Raw genomic sequence first — 17405 nt, 5'->3', positions numbered from 1 at the left:
GTCCGTATTACCCTTTACAGTATATATCTGGCTCAAGATCACGCACATCGACGCTGAGACAATCTGATTCGCGACAATAAGTGCGCAGACACTCTAATAAGTGATTGCTGAGTTGCTGTTTCTGCATGGGCGAGCGTCCCGCCATAATGTAAGCACAGATGTGAATGAAGCCTTCTTTGTTTTCGCCAAGTTGATAATGGCGATAGGCGATGGCCCGCGTCTTAATCGCATCTAATTCAAAAAGGCCACTGGAAAAGGTGGCTTGGTGTACTTTTTCTACCAGTACCTGGGGGAGTACAGGCAAATCTTCTGAGTGTTCTACAACAATGTGTGGCATGGCTGAACTCGTTAAAATCGCATACTAAATGCCAAGCTGGTATTGAATTGGTTTAGCACATCTCCATCAAAATGCCAGAGGCATTGATCATTTGGATCATTGCTAATGGTGCAATTAAAGTCGCTGTCATTATTAATAATGGTCGCTAACCAGCGCACCTCGAACATAAGCTGAGCGTTGTCGGTGACATGATAGCCAGCGCCAGTGAATAACCCGGTAGCAAAGTAGGTATCGCTGCTTAACCATTCGGGGTCGACATTCGCGGCGCCAATTTGGGCCCCAAAGTAACCCGTTGTCGAGCTCGCTAGGGGATACTCTACGGCACTTTGAAACATATAGTGTTGAATATTTACTTGGCGCTCATTATTCCCTTGAATATCGCTCTTGTTGGCTGAGTAATAAAAGCCATAGCGGGCATCGGTAATGGTCCTATCGATACTAAAAGCAAAGTGATTGGCATCTTCAAGGTCGATATCGGCGCCTTCTTTGGTTTCTAAACTTTGACTAAATGATTGACCGCCATAAAGGGTCACGGCTACATCGGCGGCAGCAACGCTGCTAAATAGGGTCGTGGCTAACAACAACGAGCGTGTGATCATAAGGGCTCTCCTTGAGCGTTAGTGTGACATCGATAGCTGAGCCATATCGCTGATGGCTATCATTTTTTACCCAAGTTGATATGCTTGCAGTTAACGACATAAGTTGCAATAAAAAATTACATGTTAAGTTGGTTGAAACCCTCGCCGTTACTGACCGAGAGCGAACAGCAATGGCTGCTTGATGCCTTTTTATGGGCCTTCGAACACTTTGATGCGGATTACTTTCGCAATCACAGTCGCTTGGTGCAGCCCAGTAATGAATTTTTCCAGGGTCAAAGTAGCAGTACAGAGCAAATGGCGGCGCAAGTGTTTGCCCAAGTCAAAGCGCACAGTGGCTTGCAAAATTGGCCTATTCAATTACTCGGTCCAGGGCAGATGCCAGAGCAGCAATTTCCGCTGATGCGTTTCAGTGGTACTTTACGAGGCGAGCAAGCGCACTGTGTTGAGCACAGTCATGCGATCTTTGTGTCTTATAACCCGCAGCAAATTAATCAACCTCAAGACTTAATCGCCAGTTATGCACAAGCATTTGCACGCATTATGATTTATCAGCGTGGGGTATTGCCACCAGGTGGCGAAGCCATGATAGGTGCCGCTACAGAGGTGGTGGCCAGTTTCTTTGGCTTTGGCGTGATGCTTAGCAACACCGTCTATCAGTTCCGTGGCGGCTGTGGCAAGTGTTACAACCCCTACGCTAATCGCGCCAGTGAGCTTTCTGAGCAGCAACATGTGTTTTTACTGGCGTTATTTTGTTTTATCAAAGGGGAAAAGCAAGGCACTGCACACTTGAAAGGACACTTGCGCAGTTATTATAAAAAAGCGCATAAGATTATCAGCACACTGGCCAATCATAGTCCGAACCCGATGTTGCTATCCTTGCTGAGCAAGGAGCAAGTATGAGTTATTGGCCGGAATTTTTAGCGATTGCCAGTGCCCACTTCTTTGCCGTTGCCAGTCCCGGTCCTGACTTTGCCGTAGTACTGCGTCAAAGTGTGCGTTTTGGTCGCGATAATGCACTTATTACCAGCGCTGGGGTGGGCGCGGGTATTCTCGTACACATTATTTACTGCCTCGTAGGTGTGGCATTACTTATCTCGCAGGCACCTGATTTATTTAATTTACTTAAATACATGGCAGCCGCCTATTTGGCATACATGGGTATTCAGGCTTTACGTCACGCGAAACCGGGGCAAGTTGAGCAAGTTCACCCTACTACCACGCAGCCTACAGAGTCATTTATAGTGGCCTTTCGCCGTGGTTTTTTAACCAATGCGTTAAACCCCAAGGCAACGCTGTTTTTTTTATCGTTATTTACCCTAGTGATCTCAATCGACACGCCCAAATGGGTGCAACTTGGCTACGGGCTCTATATGGCACTGGCGACTTGGGCGTGGTTTTCTTTTTTATCCATTATGCTGACACGAGCACGAGTGCGCACATTCTTCCTTGCTAAGGGGTTTTGGTTTGACCGTGCCATCGGCGTAGTACTTCTACTATTAGCGACACAAGTGGTGCTTTTATGACACAGTTTTATTTTGCCTTTGGCTCAAATATGTCACTTCACCGTATTCGCGCTCGCCTGCCAGGGGCTGAGCGCATTGGCGTAGCAGAACTCAAAGGCCACCGTCTTGATTTTGATATGCTCAGTCTGGATGGTTCTGGAAAATGTACGATTCATCCCAGTGACGATGAATCCGTGTATGGGGTTGTGTGGCAATTAAGTGATCACGAACAAGGTATTTTGCACGATATCGAAGGGCCGCGTTATGACATTGAAACTCGCACGGTCACTCTTATCGACAGCAATGAACACGTGCAGGTGTTTTGCTACATTGCCAATACCTTAGATAAAGTTGCGCTGCCGTTTGATTGGTATGTTCAGCATGTGTATTACGGCGCCCGTGAAGCTCAGCTACCGGAGCATTATGTGAACGCTATTAAAACCAGGGCCAGCGTAGAGGATTTAAATCGCGAACGGCATTTACGGGAAACACAGATGTATAACAAGGAACAAAAATGAAACTGAAAACATTGTTAGCTTCGAGTGCGCTATTCGCCGCTCTGCACCTACCTAATTCGGCCTCGGCAGCGCTTGATAAAGATAAAATAACCGCCGCTATTGAGCACTCTATGGCCCGATTTGATGTGCCGGGTATGGCTGTGGCTGTCGTCGAAGATGGCGAAATGGTGTATGCCCAGGGTTTTGGTGTGCGCCATATTCAAAGCCAAGAGCCAGTGACTAGCGAGACCTTGTTTGGCATTGCCTCCAATACCAAAGCTTTTACCAGTGCGGCGCTCGCAATGCTGGTAGATGAAGGCAAGTTGGACTGGGATGATAAGGTGCAGACACATCTGCCGGAGTTTCGTTTGCACGATCCGTATGCATCGGCGCATATGACTATTCGCGACCTGTTGAGTCACCGTAGCGGATTGGGGCTTGGGCAGGGTGACTTAATGATTTGGCCAGACACCAATAAATCGGTGGCGGATATTCTCGCCGGGCTAAAGCATTTAAAACCAAAGTCGAGCTTTCGTAGTCAATATGCCTACAACAACTTAATGTTCGTTACCGCCGGTGAAGTGGTGGCGCGAGTCAGTGGTATGAGTTGGCAGGATTATATTGAACAGAAGATTCTCACACCGCTTGAGATGACCCGCTCACGCGCCGGTTTCTCGCGTATTGCACCAGACAATACTAACTATGCTACCGGGCACATTCCTTTAGATGGCAAGCTGCATCCGTTTTTTGTCAACTACCTTGAAGACTTCCGTGGTGCTGGCGCCATAGCTTCCAATGTTGAAGAGATGAGCTCGTGGTTAAATACTCAGCTCAATGGCGGCACAATGGCTAATGGCGAGCAACTTTTCAGTGAAAAGCAGCAACGTGAGATGTGGTTACCGCATATTAACCGCGCCGTGTCGAAAAAAGCTTTTGCCGACTCGCGCCGTCAATTCAGTGGCTATGGTTTAGGGTGGTCGATTGTTGACTATCACGGTTACAAGCGTGTTGGCCATGGTGGCGGCATTCTTGGCATGGTCTCTCAGGTTTCTTTGATCCCTGAAGAAAAGCTCGGTGTTGTGGTGTTATCAAACCAGCAGGCGTTTTCGGCTTTATCAGCGGTGACCGAGGAAATTTTTGAGCAAGCGCTGGAGCTAGAAGATAAAGACTGGGTCGAAATTTACGCTGAACAGCACTTTAGCCGCAAGGAAAAAGCTTATGCTTCAGCTAAACCAGCCATGGTGGAAGATTACCAACAGGCATTGCCTAATCATTATTATACCGGCACTTTGCACGATGCTTGGTACGGCGATGTGATTATCGAAGAAGTAAGCGGCACGTTGCGTATCGATTTTACCCATACTAAAAGCTTAAAAGGGCAGCTCAAGCATCACAGTGGCAACACCTTTATCGTTAAGTGGGACGAGCCATTGCTTGAAGCCGATGCTTTTATCGAATTTACCATGGGCAGCGATAATACGTTAAAGTCAGCCTCTATGCGTGCGGTGGCACCGCAGGTGACAGACTTTAGCTTCGACTTCCGTAATTTAGATTTACGAGCCACAGAGCAGTAAAACCGTGATAACAAGGCACCTAAGGGTGCCTTGTTCATTATAAGACTAAAGGAGAAAAGCGCATTGATGCGAGCTTGTTTACTATATAGGCTCCATGTAATTGCCTAAACCGCTTATGTCTCGAATCGCTGTTATTACTCACCCCGCATGTCGCCGCCACGAAATGGGCAGTGAACATCCTGAGTCACCGGAGCGCCTTGATGTTATCTCAGATCGTTTACTTGCTAGCAGCCTAGACTTAGAAGTGCGGCAGCTGCAAGCACGTGGGGCGCAACGTCAAGATTACCTGCGTGTTCACAGTGAGCGCTTAGTGCATGAGGTAGAGCAGCGCATACCTGATATTGGCTACGCCGATTTAGATGGCGATACGCGTCTATGTCCACAAACCCTTCATGCTATTGAGCGAGCAGTCGGCGCTGGACTCACAGCGGTAGACGAAATTCTCGCCGGGCATATCGATGCTGGTTTTTGTGCGGTGCGTCCACCAGGGCATCATGCCAGTGAAGATCGCAGCGCCGGGTTTTGTATTTTCAATAATCTGGCAATCGCTGTACGCTATGCGCAGTCACTGGGTATTGAACGTATAGCGGTATTGGATATTGATGTTCACCATGGTGATGGTACCCAGAGTATTTTTAGCGACGACGATGCGGTGTTGTTGTGCTCGCTGTTCCAACGCCCTTTATACCCAGACCCCGAACTCATCGCGCGCGATAACCTAGTGCAATCACCACTGCCGCCTGCCAGTGATGGCCAAGCATTGCGCGAAGTGGTTGCGCAGCAGTGGCTGCCAAGGCTGCAAGAATTTAAACCCCAGCTTATCTTCGTCTCTGCGGGCTTTGATGCGCATTTAGAAGATGATATGTCGGCGCTGAAATTTGTCGAGCAAGACTATGGCTGGTTTAGTCAATGCATTAGTGAGTTTGCACAAAGTCATGACGTGAAAGGGGTGGTGTCTTTTTTAGAAGGGGGTTATCACCTCTCTGCTTTATCTCGCAGCGTTGAGCATTATCTACGAGGCCAGCTGGGTTAATCGACGAACTTCCACACTTGGCTTTCATCACCAAGTCTTAGCTTGCTAACACAACATTCGCCTTCGCCAATCAGGTAGGCTTTTAACGCCTGCTGTAACATCGGCCACTGGCGCTCAATGCGCTGCCCGGATACATCAAAATACTGCTGGTGAGCATCAACAATAAACAGCACCTGAGCACTGTTGCAAAGGTGTGCCAGTTCGCTGGCGCTATCACAACGGGTTAGGTGAGCGGCTTCAACGGCGAGTACGGGAAAGTGAAAGTTGGTCATTTTTTGTTTTATGTCAAATTGTGCAATGCAGTGATTGTCTAGTATAGCCATGTTACAACTTCTAGGAATGGCTATGCAACTGAGCACTCGTGACTACAAAGTAAAAGACGCCAAGCTATCGGCGTTGCACTTTTGTATGCCTCACCAGCCAGCCATTGCTGTTATCAAACTCATGCGCACCCACAATGTCAGTGCGATTGCCATTCGTGAGAAAAATAAGGTGATCGGGATTTGGACCGAGTCGGATTGTGTTCGTGCGCAAGCGCACAATGGTGATGTTTTACGCCAACCCATTCGTACCTTAATGTCGACTCCAGTGCATACGATTAGTGATGATAGTGCGCTTAATGACGCCGCCAATAAATGTGCAACCTTGGCGATTCGTCACTTAATTGTGATCGCTGACGACGATACCCCCTTAGGGCTGTTGTCATTGGCTGATATTGTCGGCAATCAGGGGTTGGATCATTACCTTAATCTAAAATTGATTGGCGATCATTTTGATCACCGTGTGCCCAAAGTGCAAGGCAGCGACAATGCTCGGGTCGTAGCCCAACACATGGCGAAATCGAATACCCATGCGGTGCTGGTGGAGCAGCAACAACACGTGGGTATTATTACCGCCACGGATGTGCTGGAAATGATGCTCGCGGCACAGGGGCAATGCTGTTGGCCCTTTGCCAGTAAAGAACTGGTCACTGTAAGTTGTGAAGATACCTTGCTGCATGCTTATCGGTTATTGCATCAACATGGTATTCGTCATTTGCTTGTCACAGCGAGCAAAGATTCGCAGCGAGTAAAGGGGGTGCTCACCCTCAAGCATATCAATACCGAAATTGAGTCTGCTTATTTAAGTGAATTGGAAGCGGTATTGGCTGAGCGCGATTGTGCGTTGCAGGCCTCGCAAAAAGATTTGTATTTAGCGAATAAAATTATTGCCGCTTCTCTAGATGGCATCATGATCACCGATGCTCAGGGAACGATTCTACAAGTTAACCCTGCTTTTACTCGACTAACCGGTTATAGCGCTGAAGAAGTGCTAGGCAAGACCCCGCGAATATTGAGCTCTGGCACTCATGACCGCAGTTTTTACCAGGCGATGTGGCAGAGTTTATCGCAGCAAGGGGTATGGCAAGGCGAGATTTGTAATCGCCGTAAAGACGGCGACACCTATGTCGAATGGCTCACCATCATTGAGATTAAAGATAAGCAAGACAGCGATTTAGTCTATGCGGGGATCTTTACCGATATAACTGAGCGCAAAGCATCGGAGCGCAAAATCACAAAGCTTGCTTATTTTGATGACCTGACCGGGCTGCCGAATCGACGCTTGTTTAAAGACCGGCTCAGTGTCGCCCTCGCGCACGGTCAGCGGCAACATCAGCGCTTAGCCATTATGTTTATCGACTTAGACCACTTTAAAGGCGTCAATGACAGCCTTGGTCACAGTGTTGGCGATGAGCTGCTAAAGCAAGTGGCGAAGCGATTACAACGCTGTGTGCGCAGTGGCGATACCCTAGCACGTTTGGGGGGCGATGAGTTTACCTTACTGCTTAACGAGGTGGCGGATATCGATGAAGTGATCGCCTGTGCAGAGAAAGTGTTGGCTCAATTTAAGCCCTCCTTTTCGTTGGCAGGCCAAGCCATCACCATTACTACATCAATAGGTATTGCTATTTACCCTGATGATGGTGAGAGCATGGAAACCTTGCTAAAGCATGCTGATGTTGCGATGTACCGCTCTAAAGACTTAGGTAGAAACTCTTATCAGCTGTTTAAAGCGACCATGAATGCCCGCTCTTTGGAGCGCCTAACCATGAGCAGTCGAATTAAACAGGCGCTGGTCAATGATGAGTTTGAATTGTTTTTACAGCCTATTGTCGATTGCCAAACAACGCAGTTGTGTGGTGCTGAGGCTTTACTTCGATGGCAAGACCCGCAACTGGGCATGGTGGCACCGGGGCAGTTCATTCCACTGGCCGAGGAGCTCGGATTGATCATTGATATTGATAAATGGGTGATCACTCGAAGCTGCGCGCTGCTTGCCCAGTGGCAACAGCACACACACTTTAGTGGCACTTTATCAATTAACTTGTCAGCGGCGCACTTATGTCACCATGATTTAGTCGATACCGTGACAGCGGCTATTAATGAGCATGGAGTGAGTGCCGAGCAACTGGAAATTGAAATTACCGAAAGTAGCTTCATTAGCTCATTTAGCCAAGCACGGGAAGTATTGTTAGCGCTCAAATTACTAGGAGTAAAAGTGGCTTTGGATGACTTCGGCACCGGCTATTCGGCGCTTAGTTATTTGACCAAGTTACCGATTGATAAGCTGAAGGTTGATTCTAGCTTTATTGCTAAAGTGCCGGATGAATACGGCAATAGCGAAATTGTCAGTGCCATTATTGCCATGGCCTCTAGTCTGAACTTGCTGGTGGTTGCCGAAGGGGTGGAGAAGCCTTGCCAACACCAGTTTTTACAAGGCTTAGCCTGTGACTACGTGCAAGGTTTTTTACTTGGCGAACCTTGCAGTATCACAGACTTTAATAATCGCTATGTTTATCCGTGCGCTACTTCTACTTCGTAAGCGCCAAATTTGCGAATATTAATTACACCCGTATCTAAAATTAAGTACTGGCCTTTAATTCCTTGTAGTACACCACTGACCTGAGGGTTCTTATCAAAATTAAAGGAACTGACTTTGCTCGGATAATCTTGTACTGGGTAGTTAATTTCTACCACTTCTTCGTCGAGCAGTTCCACTGCGGTGGCTCCAAAGAGCTCAGCCAGCTCATCTAACTTGTGCTGAATTTGCGGCACTAACTCATCGCGCGCCGCTTTCAAGTCAACATCGACGCTCGTGCCCTTTAGCATATTGCGCCAATTAGTTTTATCGGCAATAAAATCAGCGAGAGCAACCTCGACTAAGCCAGACTGTAGGCGGGTTTGCACCTTAAAAATAGGCAGCGCAGCGGTCGCACCTTGATCTATCCAGCGAGTGGGGATTTGTGTATGGCGAGTAATACCCACTTTAAGCCCTGAGGTGTTAGCCAAGTAGACATAGTGCGGGATCATACAGTTTTCCTCACCCCACTGTGGCTCGCGGCAGGTGCCTTGGTCATAGTGGCAGGTCTCCGGCTTCATAATACACATGTCGCAGCTAGCGAGCTTGCGCATACATACGAAGCAGTGACCTTGTGAGTAGCTCTTCTTGGTTTTTTTGCCGCAGTTTTTACAAAAGATATTGCCGGTGTGAGTTAAGGTAATGGGCTGACCCATTAGCTCATTCAATGACAGCAGTTCGTCACCGACAGGTAGCTGGTAATGTACGCCGTCGCTATCACTTAGCGCGGCTTTCATTTTATTTAGTGTGCCTAGCATTTAACGCCCCAATGTTAAAAGTCAGCGCGTATGGTAGCAAACCTAGGCTAGACTGTCGTTGCTCCATTGCTTTTGCTGCTGCAGCCATGCGTTGTAATCAGCAATATTCATGGGTTTAGCATACAAATAGCCTTGTGCCGTATCCGCACCATAATGGCGTAGCAAGTGAGCGATTTCTTGCGTTTCAACGCCCTCAGCAGTGACCTTTAAACCTAGGTTATGGGCCATCATAATGGTCGTGTTTACAATCGCTTGATGGTGTTGAGAATGCGCCAATGACATAACAAAGTATTTATCAATTTTAAGCTCCGCGAAGGCGTATTTAACGAGATACTCGAGCGATGAGTAGCCAGTACCATAATCATCTAACACGACCTTGACCCCCAACTCAGCAAGCCTAGCAATAAGGGCTTTAAGCGCTTCTGGATCATCAACAAGGGCAGACTCTGTCAGTTCCAGTTTCAGCTGTGTCGGGGCCACCCCATGCTCATTAAAGATATCAGCAAGCTTGTGGGTAAAATCTGCAATATAAATGTCTCGGGCACTGAGGTTGACAGATATACGCTGCCCTTGCCACAGCGCTCCTTGCGCAGCGATATCTCTGCAGGCGCAATTAAGAATCCACAGGGTCAGCTGATTGATCAACCCCGTTTGCTCTGCCAAATGAATAATATCTTCAACGGTAAAATCACGGCTTTGTTGCTGGGGCCAGCGCAGCAGCGCCTCTGCGCCGCATACCTGCAGAGTTTGCAGATTAAGCTGCGGCTGGTAATAAAGAGACAATTCATTGCTGTGCATGGCTTGCTGCAGTGCAGTGGCGCGTTGTAACTGGCTGACATCGCTGTTGTCATCCACTGAGAAAATACGATGCCGGCCAGCAGGGGCTTTTTGTACGCACTGGCAAGCATGCTCTATCAGCTGTTTAAAAGACTGTGAGCTTTGCTCAGCAGCGATGGTAGCAAGAATGTAACTAGGTTTAAGGCGTAAATCGGCCACGCTCAACTCGGCCTGTAACTGGCCAAGCAAGTGCGGCAGTCGCTGATGCTCGAGTGTTGCCGCAGGCTCTGTGCTGAGCACTGCTAAGCAGCCGTTGTTAAGCTCAGCCACAGTTTCTTTACTGCTTGGGTGAATGCGATAACAGCCAAGCGCCTTAGCTTGTTCACTGAGCGTTGCTGCAATACTTTTTAGCAGTTGCGAGCTATTTTCGATGCCAATGGTATTCTTTAGGTTTTGAAAGTTCGCCATATGCACTATACAGAGTGTGAAACTGCGACGTTGATTTTGTAGTTGCGCAATACGGCGCATCAACGTGGTGTAGGTTAGTAAGCCACTGTGGCTATTATGAATGGCATAATACAGTGATTTCTTACGTTGATAGCGTACTCTATCCGCCAGTGCTAGGGCCATCAGGGTAATTTCAATTAAGCTGCCGAATAAAAAAGCATGACGGGTTAGATAACTGTATTCAATAACACCGGTCAATTCTAACGGCTGGATGGCGGCGGCACATAACAACGGAAACCACGAAAGCACGTAATATTTAGCCCACCGAAAACCACTGATAAGCTTTTTGAAAATTAGCCAGAAGCAAATGATGTACAGCCCCGGCATGGTCATAAAAAATATCGGTGCGCTATAAAATTCCGGTAAGAACAGGCTGAGCGCGCACAACAACAGCAAAAGCTGCAAATAACTTATCGCCACGCGATACGGCTTGCCTCGGTCTTTGTGATAACGCAAAAACATAACGCAAAACCCCAGCGTGGTAATGGCAATGGCGTAGTTAAATAAAATGACTTGGTGGTGAAACCATTGCTGCCATGACGTGGGCCATAAATAAAAGCCATAGCCGAGCACGATGCCGAGCAAGGTCATCACCGCAAGAATATAGCCCACATAGAGCAAATACACGCGATCGCGAATGCTGAAGTATAGAATCAAGTTATACAGCGCGGTCATTAATAACACGCCAACATATACGCTCCACAACGAGAAAGTACTGCGGCTAAGCTCAAAAAAGGTCTGTTCGGAGTAAAGGTTGACTGGGGTTTTGCTTATGCCTGTGGTGTGTATACCAATAACCAGAGTATGTTGTTGTTGCGCCTGCAAAGTAAATGCATAGTGGGGCAGGGCATATTCAAGCTGGCTTAAATCGCGGCGGTGGTCGCCCAATTGCACGCTATGTTGCACTTGGCCTGCTTCATCAAGGTGATACACGAGCAAATTATCGACCATGGGGTTATCAAAGCGGGCAACAAGCGAGCTTGGCTCAGTTTGTTTATTGGTAATCGTTAAACGTAGCCAATATTGCTGTGTACCAAATTGCCAAGGAACCTGTTGCCATGACCCAGCAGTGAAGTCATCAAAATGCTTTTCATGAAGCGCTGAAAATGTGACCGCTTGCGGAAGCACCATAAAACTCGGCTCAACTGTTAACCCTGGTTCATTGCCCAGGCTGTGGGGTGAAGACTGAGTAATATTGGCGGCTAACACACCGGCGATAAGCACTAGAGTGGCGAGCAAACAAGCAGCAAGTACGTTAAATAAATCCAGCCGTGGCAACAAAATGCAATACTTTCTTCTAGTTTAGATGGTCAAAGTGTAGCAAAGCACAGAAAAATGGACGGATTAACGCCTAGTTACTTTGCGGTACCAGGAGTTTAGCTAGATGCAAAGGTAGAGGTGTTTACACTGGGCTACGATAATGCTTGATACTAGTTACAGTGAAGTAAGTGAATAGGGAAGCGCCTAGTGAGGAGACAATCAAACTGGCGAAGAATGCGGCCATTTTAAATCTCTTCGATGTAAGTATAACCTGCCACTGTAGAAATCATACGCTTATCATTGCTGTCTTAATTAAGAGGTAATAGTTTTCTTTACTGCACACGAATTCAGATAACATGTGCACCATTCATGATTAAAGGGTGACAGACGACAAACTGCTTGTTGGTGGTATTCTATCGTCACCAAATAAAAAGAAGTGCTTATCATGAGTTGAAAGAAGTTGAACGTCGGGCAACGATGTCATATCGAAGCATACTTGCGCGAGGTTTTTTGGCTATAGGAAGGTTGGCAAGCAGTGGAACGTTAACCACAGTACGATTAGCCGTGAAGTGAGAAGCAACTCGTTTTGTTGTACCTGTTGTAATCCCTAAGTCGCTCACGGTAATGTAGTGAAATGAAAGTGCTTGACCGCGAAATATGGCGTATCCACTGTGAGTTTACCTCACGTTGAGTTCGGGTTGAATCACAAATGAGGTCCAGAGCAAATCGCGGGAGTCAGTAAAATCATTGTGAACCTGTCAGCCATGAATGGGTTTGTGCAGCGTGACAAATTGGGCGGTGGCAATCTGTATAAGCGAATGCGATGTGGCCACCGTAAGGGTAGCCGAGCAAAGCGCGTTGTAACTCCAAACCGGGTTGGTATTGAACACCGACCAGCGGTTGGTGATAAGAAGGAAAGGTTTGGCGACTGGGAAGATGATACCGTGTTGTGAAAAAGTAGCGCAGGTGCCAACGTCAGCTTGGTTAAGCGCAAAAGTAATTTGTATCTAATACGTAAAGTATCAGCGAAAATGACGGCCGGTGTAGGGCAGATGGTGGTTGGCATGCTATGGCGTTCCCGCAGCCATGTCAGCACGGTTACTGCTGATAACGGTGCGGACTTCTCTGCTCGCTAGAGGGTTGCAGATATGGTTTAAGTAGATATTTACTTCGCCAACTCATATTAATCGTAGGAGAGAGGATTGAACGAGAATTTCAACAATTTGCTACGTCAATATATCCGCAAAGGCACAGAATTAAGCACGTTAAGCGAGAAGCAAATATCGAGCGAGCATTAAACGCTGTAGGTAGGGAGTGCTTAGCTAGGTTACAATCAGATTATCTTTGTACTCAATAAATTACGTAGTGCGGGCTAGTTTAGCGAGTGGTGCACTGCGGGGTTAAATTTGCGTTCATACCTTTTCTTAAATCACTTGATAAGAACTATTTAGTTACTTGAATGTAATTTAGATAGTGAGAAGTGGGCTGCACTTAATTTAGTAGGTTTTGACAATGGATTTATTGAAGCTCTTATTATCCGTAATGTGAGGAACGATAATTAAAGAAGTTTAAGAAAGTGGTGCTTACAAAGAGTGCTATTGAAAGCTCTGAGCTATTTAGAGTACGCGAGATCAGTTTGCAATAAGTCATAACTAATGCGGAAAGTAGCTTATATAAAATAAATAAAAAAGTAACGTTAAAAGGTCTTGCTTGATGAAGGGGTGATTTTAATTTGTATGCTTTGTTTTTTTTGATACTAATAGTTAGACATTTCGCTGTTTTTAGGGTTACAATTTTTTTGTTATTTTAAATTCTTTTATTTTTGCGTTTTTAAGGAGAGGTGGATGGCTTGGAAGTTAGATTTAAGATTTATAGCAATGGTTTTTTTTGTAATCCCTATGGCTGTACTTGCAGGGGATTATGATCCAAAACCGTACGAAGGTATTTATAACGGAACGAAGCCTGGCTGGTATGGATTAAACTATATCAGGCTCCCTGAGTATGACTTAATGGATGATTTGAGTGGCTACAGCTCCACTATGTATTACTATGAAGAAATTGATGGTTATGTTATCTATTCCCATCGGAATCCTGCGTGCAAAGGAAATATTAGTTCACACCGTTGCAGAAAGGGAATGGTTAGATTTAAAAGAAGTTTATATTCACCAGGAAAAACACGTGAACATGAATTTGCATTTAGTTTCAAGCCTGGAACGGATTTCCCAGATTTCGCAATAATTTTCCAAGATTGGGTTGACTTAGACGGAGATCCGAGTACGGGGCATAGACCAATTACAACTTTGAAACTACGTAAGTGTAGTGATAATAAGTATTATTTGCAGCATTATGATAATTCATGGCAATTAAATGAGTTAACGCAGCCTACTATACCAGATAATACATGTGGTGAACCAAATAGCTTAAGGACAGATACGTTGCATGGCAGCATGGAAGTTGATACTTGGCAAAGTAGTGGTTCTTCTGTTGGAAATTATTACATTAAGATCGTTACTAGAGATGATAATTATGGGCCGCAACCATCTGTTGAAGTGTATGTAAATGGTTCGTTATTCTCCACCGCCCGTTACAAGACAACTTACCCTGAAAGGGAGCATGTGATCATGGAGGGTCTGTATTGGAATAAAGGTTATAATTCAGAGCATAATCCTGATAAGTCTTTACGATTAGTTATTTGGGGGTTTGATTATAGTGAGTACTAACTCCTCTACTTTATGAGAGTATTTCTTGTTTTTTTAACAATAAAATAAGGTTTATATTTTATTTGTTGGTTATCTTGTTTGGTGTTGTAATGATTGGTTTGTAATTTTTTTATTTTAAAGTTAAATTAAGCCCCGTTTTGGCGGGGTTTTTGCTTTTTTTTATGTATTGATTGGTTCGTTTTTTAGTGGTCTGTGTTATTTAAAGTGTCTGGTATAGCTTTGTTTTTGTTCTTTATGTTATGATGTTGGGTAGCTTTTATCCTGAATTATTATCACTTATTTAATGGAATATTTAATACTAAGCGGCCCGTTTAGCGAGCTCAACGGGCGATAAATGATTCAGCAAGCTGTGTGGTCGAACACGGCTATAGTGGTCTCGCCATAAATCGACTTCATACCTTGATTCTTACATTGTTATGAATTAGTGCTGGTTTAAGCACTCGTTTCTGAACTTTTGTCGCCTAAGCTTTCAACAAAAGCGTTTTGAGTTGGCTTCCTTGGCTGATAAAGCTGGGCTTTACGTTAGTTTCTCTTGACCAAAAGAACATAGTTTTACCCGTAAAGTCTATGCCGTTATCACGCACTATTGAAGTAGTGCACCTCGCACTTCGAGTGTCTCTGATAAAAGTCGAGTAACCTGTTTATCACTCATTGAAACACACCAGTTACCCAACCAATTCTCGTGAATCATCATCAACTACATGGCCTGAAGCGTCACCCATTGGCTAGTAGCTGATCTGAAACAAAGTCAATATACCTATGTCGGTCCGGCTTTGACGGTACTTTCAAGAGAGTCTTGGCCGTTGTTTTTTGGGCGAATTTGGAGCCTTTCTTCCGTTATATACAAGATATGTCTGCTTCTACCCTCACCCTCACTAAGCCTTCTATTTTTAACAAGCCGTGAAGCATTAAATAGCTATAATGAGAGTATTCTAAGCAGTTTAGTTGTACCTTTAATGCGTTTTTTGTCTTCGCCCTTGGACTATACCGTGCGGTTCGACAAACCGCTGATAGTTGGCATGCGGCTCTTTCACTGAGGTTAAATAGCTCTAAGAGGTGGTAAGAGATCCGTCTCTTATAAGAAGGCTTAACCATGATTTGAGAGCACACCCTTCATATTTTCAACTTCAAACATCTTTTCAGTCAATAAATGCTTGGCTTTATTTACGTTAAGAGTCGTATATTTACTGCGCCCGTTGTAAAAAGTGCCTGTCGATATACCCACCTTCGGCAAATGTGATCAACTTTAGCGCCAGCTTCATGTTGTTTGACTTTTCGGATAATTTGTTCTTGGGTTAAAGTTTTTCATTGTGAGACCTCTATTGTCTCCAGTTTATTGGAAATCTCATCAAAGTCATTGATGTGAATTTTTTTGGGGAAGGTCAAGTGAGTGTGCACTTTTAATTGATTATCTGTCTCTGACAGAGACCTTTATGATTAGGTGAGGTAAGTCGTATGATGATCGCTGGGGTTGAGTAGAAGTGTGATTTGCAAAGTTTCGATGTTGCCTAAAAGCCCTCTATAGGATTAAATCAAGCTAGAAAAAGTGTCATAAAAAAGCGAGGCATTTAGCCTCGCTTGATATGTACGGTTATTAGCTCTTAACCCTGTTTTGAACGAATGTTCTCGGAACGAAGGTTCTCGTTGGATTAAGTACGCTCGCGACGAATGGCGTGGTGAGCGATATCGGTGCGGTATTCAACACCGTCCCAGTTAATCTCTTTCACCAACTCATACGCACGTTGTTGCGCCGCTGTTACGGTATCGCCTAGCGCTGTCGCACACAGCACCCGACCCCCGGCAGTGACGATGTCTTCACCTTGCTGCTTGGTGCCTGCATGGAAGACTTTTTCGCCCTGTGGGTAATTTACCTTTAGCCCGGAGATAGCATCACCTTTAGGGTAAGAACCTGGATACCCTTTCGCTGCCAGCACCACGCCAACGGCGGCGCGCGGGTCGAAGTTAATTTCTGTGCGATCCAGTTCTTGACGATTCGCAGCTTCAATCAACGACACAAGGTCTGATTGCAGACGCAACATAATCGGTTGCGTTTCTGGGTCGCCAAAGCGGCAGTTGTATTCAATGACCTTAGGCGTGCCATCGGCGGCAATCATCAGCCCTGCATACAAAAAGCCGGTATATGGATGACCCTCTGCTGCCATACCTGCTACGGTCGGGTTGATCACTTCATCCATAATGCGGTTGTGAATTTCTTCACTGACCACGGGGGCTGGAGAGTAGGCTCCCATGCCACCGGTGTTCGGGCCTTTATCACCGTCATAGGCACGCTTATGGTCTTGGCTGGTGGCAAAAGGTAGTACGTTTTTACCGTCAACCATAACGATAAACGAGGCTTCCTCGCCTTCTAAGAACTCCTCGATAACCACGCGGCTACCTGCTTCACCAAAGGCATTGCCTGCGAGCATATCGCGTACAGCAGCCTCAGCTTCGGCTTCGGTCATCGCCACAATAACGCCTTTACCTGCAGCCAAACCATCGGCTTTGACCACGATGGGAGCGCCTTGCTCTTTGATGTAAGCAAGTGCAGGCTCGATTTGCTCAAAGGTCTTGTAGAACGCCGTTGGGATATCGTGGCGTGCTAAAAAGTCTTTAGTGAATGACTTAGAGCCTTCCAGTTGGGCGGCGCCTTGTGTCGGTCCGAAAATAGCCAAGCCTTGTTCGCGAAAGGCATCGACCACACCAATCACTAGCGGTGCCTCAGGGCCGACAATGGTCAGTTCAACCTGGTTTTCTTTGACGAAAGCGATAAGCGCATCGATGTCTTCGACACCAATGGCGACGTTTTCTAGTTTTGGCTCTAGAGCGGTGCCAGCATTACCTGGCGCGACAAATACTTTTTCTACTTTGCTTGATTGAGCGGCCTTAAACGCAAGTGCGTGTTCGCGGCCGCCACTGCCAATGACAAGTACATTCATGGCGTAA

13 protein-coding genes and 1 pseudogene are annotated in these 17405 nt (G+C 46.1%); 7 read left to right on the top strand and 7 right to left on the bottom strand.

Annotation, left to right across the window (positions count from 1 at the left end):
• Nucleotides 1–7 precede the first annotated feature (7 nt).
• Together MHM95_RS09155 and MHM95_RS09150 are read right to left on the bottom strand one after the other, a co-directional pair.
• A complete protein-coding gene (locus MHM95_RS09155; protein WP_022945896.1) occupies nt 8–337 on the bottom strand; it encodes a 5-carboxymethyl-2-hydroxymuconate Delta-isomerase in 330 nt (109 codons plus the stop codon).
• A gap of 11 nt (nt 338–348) precedes the next feature.
• Nucleotides 349–936, bottom strand: coding sequence for an outer membrane beta-barrel protein (locus MHM95_RS09150; protein WP_022945895.1), 588 nt, complete (start codon nt 934–936; stop codon nt 349–351).
• A 120-nt stretch (nt 937–1056) separates the two neighbouring features.
• Here MHM95_RS09150 and MHM95_RS09145 point away from each other — a divergent pair, with 120 nt between their 5' ends.
• From MHM95_RS09145 to MHM95_RS09125, 5 genes are all read left to right on the top strand, one after another.
• Nucleotides 1057–1836, top strand: coding sequence for a hypothetical protein (locus MHM95_RS09145; RefSeq protein ID WP_053910058.1), 780 nt, complete (start codon nt 1057–1059; stop codon nt 1834–1836).
• The gene (locus tag MHM95_RS09140) at nt 1833–2459 is read left to right on the top strand and encodes a LysE family transporter (RefSeq protein ID WP_022945893.1); all 627 of its coding nucleotides are present in this window, start codon (nt 1833–1835) and stop codon (nt 2457–2459) included. The genes MHM95_RS09145 and MHM95_RS09140 overlap by 4 nt, the downstream gene beginning before the upstream one ends.
• Complete coding sequence (locus MHM95_RS09135) at nt 2456–2956, top strand: gamma-glutamylcyclotransferase family protein (RefSeq protein ID WP_022945892.1); 501 nt, start codon at nt 2456–2458, stop codon at nt 2954–2956. The genes MHM95_RS09140 and MHM95_RS09135 overlap by 4 nt, the downstream gene beginning before the upstream one ends.
• Nucleotides 2953–4509: a serine hydrolase gene (locus MHM95_RS09130; RefSeq protein ID WP_239385086.1), complete on the top strand. Its 1557-nt coding sequence runs from the start codon at nt 2953–2955 to the stop codon at nt 4507–4509. Before MHM95_RS09135 ends, MHM95_RS09130 begins: the two co-directional genes overlap by 4 nt.
• A 115-nt stretch (nt 4510–4624) precedes the next feature.
• Nucleotides 4625–5542: a histone deacetylase family protein gene (locus tag MHM95_RS09125; RefSeq protein ID WP_239385085.1), complete on the top strand. Its 918-nt coding sequence runs from the start codon at nt 4625–4627 to the stop codon at nt 5540–5542.
• On the opposite strand, the gene MHM95_RS09120 is transcribed toward MHM95_RS09125, so the two are convergent.
• The gene (locus MHM95_RS09120) at nt 5539–5865 is read right to left on the bottom strand and encodes a hypothetical protein (protein WP_053910054.1); all 327 of its coding nucleotides are present in this window, start codon (nt 5863–5865) and stop codon (nt 5539–5541) included. The genes MHM95_RS09125 and MHM95_RS09120 overlap by 4 nt on opposite strands.
• Nucleotides 5866–5887: 22 nt before the next feature.
• Between MHM95_RS09120 and MHM95_RS09115 the strand changes: the two genes are divergently transcribed.
• Nucleotides 5888–8404: an EAL domain-containing protein gene (locus MHM95_RS09115; RefSeq protein ID WP_239385084.1), complete on the top strand. Its 2517-nt coding sequence runs from the start codon at nt 5888–5890 to the stop codon at nt 8402–8404.
• On the opposite strand, the gene MHM95_RS09110 is transcribed toward MHM95_RS09115, so the two are convergent.
• Entirely contained in the window at nt 8377–9198 is an 822-nt protein-coding gene (locus tag MHM95_RS09110) for a DUF2797 domain-containing protein (protein ID WP_022946777.1), read from the bottom strand. The two genes, MHM95_RS09115 and MHM95_RS09110, sit on opposite strands and share 28 nt — an antisense overlap.
• Before the next feature lie 42 nt (nt 9199–9240).
• The gene (locus MHM95_RS09105; protein ID WP_239385083.1) at nt 9241–11763 is read right to left on the bottom strand and encodes an EAL domain-containing protein; all 2523 of its coding nucleotides are present in this window, start codon (nt 11761–11763) and stop codon (nt 9241–9243) included.
• Nucleotides 11764–13586: 1823 nt separating this feature from the next.
• Between MHM95_RS09105 and MHM95_RS09100 the strand changes: the two genes are divergently transcribed.
• Nucleotides 13587–14462, top strand: a complete 876-nt coding sequence (locus MHM95_RS09100) for a hypothetical protein (protein WP_239385082.1) — start codon at nt 13587–13589, stop codon at nt 14460–14462.
• A gap of 298 nt (nt 14463–14760) precedes the next feature.
• Here MHM95_RS09100 and MHM95_RS09095 read toward each other — a convergent pair.
• Nucleotides 14761–15746, bottom strand: a pseudogene (locus tag MHM95_RS09095) (integrase core domain-containing protein).
• 365 nt (nt 15747–16111) lie between these two features.
• Nucleotides 16112–17398, bottom strand: coding sequence for a phosphoribosylamine--glycine ligase (gene purD / locus MHM95_RS09090; protein ID WP_130148753.1), 1287 nt, complete (start codon nt 17396–17398; stop codon nt 16112–16114).
• Nucleotides 17399–17405: the final 7 nt, after the last annotated feature.

Source organism: Pseudoalteromonas sp. CnMc7-15 (assembly GCF_022347925.1).
In the GTDB taxonomy this organism is placed as follows: Bacteria; Pseudomonadota; Gammaproteobacteria; order Enterobacterales; family Alteromonadaceae; genus Pseudoalteromonas; species Pseudoalteromonas ruthenica.
The sequence above is the reverse complement of the archived record's forward strand: the minus strand, read 5'-3'. Positions and strand labels throughout refer to the sequence as shown.

Coding starts and splice junctions, on each gene's coding strand:
- MHM95_RS09155 (WP_022945896.1), bottom strand. CDS start 337: ATGCCACACATTGTTGTAGAACACTCAGAAGATTTGCCTGTACTCCCC.
- MHM95_RS09150 (WP_022945895.1), bottom strand. CDS start 936: ATGATCACACGCTCGTTGTTGTTAGCCACGACCCTATTTAGCAGCGTT.
- MHM95_RS09145 (WP_053910058.1), top strand. CDS start 1,057: ATGTTAAGTTGGTTGAAACCCTCGCCGTTACTGACCGAGAGCGAACAG.
- MHM95_RS09140 (WP_022945893.1), top strand. CDS start 1,833: ATGAGTTATTGGCCGGAATTTTTAGCGATTGCCAGTGCCCACTTCTTT.
- MHM95_RS09135 (WP_022945892.1), top strand. CDS start 2,456: ATGACACAGTTTTATTTTGCCTTTGGCTCAAATATGTCACTTCACCGT.
- MHM95_RS09130 (WP_239385086.1), top strand. CDS start 2,953: ATGAAACTGAAAACATTGTTAGCTTCGAGTGCGCTATTCGCCGCTCTG.
- MHM95_RS09125 (WP_239385085.1), top strand. CDS start 4,625: ATGTCTCGAATCGCTGTTATTACTCACCCCGCATGTCGCCGCCACGAA.
- MHM95_RS09120 (WP_053910054.1), bottom strand. CDS start 5,865: ATGGCTATACTAGACAATCACTGCATTGCACAATTTGACATAAAACAA.
- MHM95_RS09115 (WP_239385084.1), top strand. CDS start 5,888: ATGCAACTGAGCACTCGTGACTACAAAGTAAAAGACGCCAAGCTATCG.
- MHM95_RS09110 (WP_022946777.1), bottom strand. CDS start 9,198: ATGCTAGGCACACTAAATAAAATGAAAGCCGCGCTAAGTGATAGCGAC.
- MHM95_RS09100 (WP_239385082.1), top strand. CDS start 13,587: ATGGCTTGGAAGTTAGATTTAAGATTTATAGCAATGGTTTTTTTTGTA.
- purD (WP_130148753.1), bottom strand. CDS start 17,398: ATGAATGTACTTGTCATTGGCAGTGGCGGCCGCGAACACGCACTTGCG.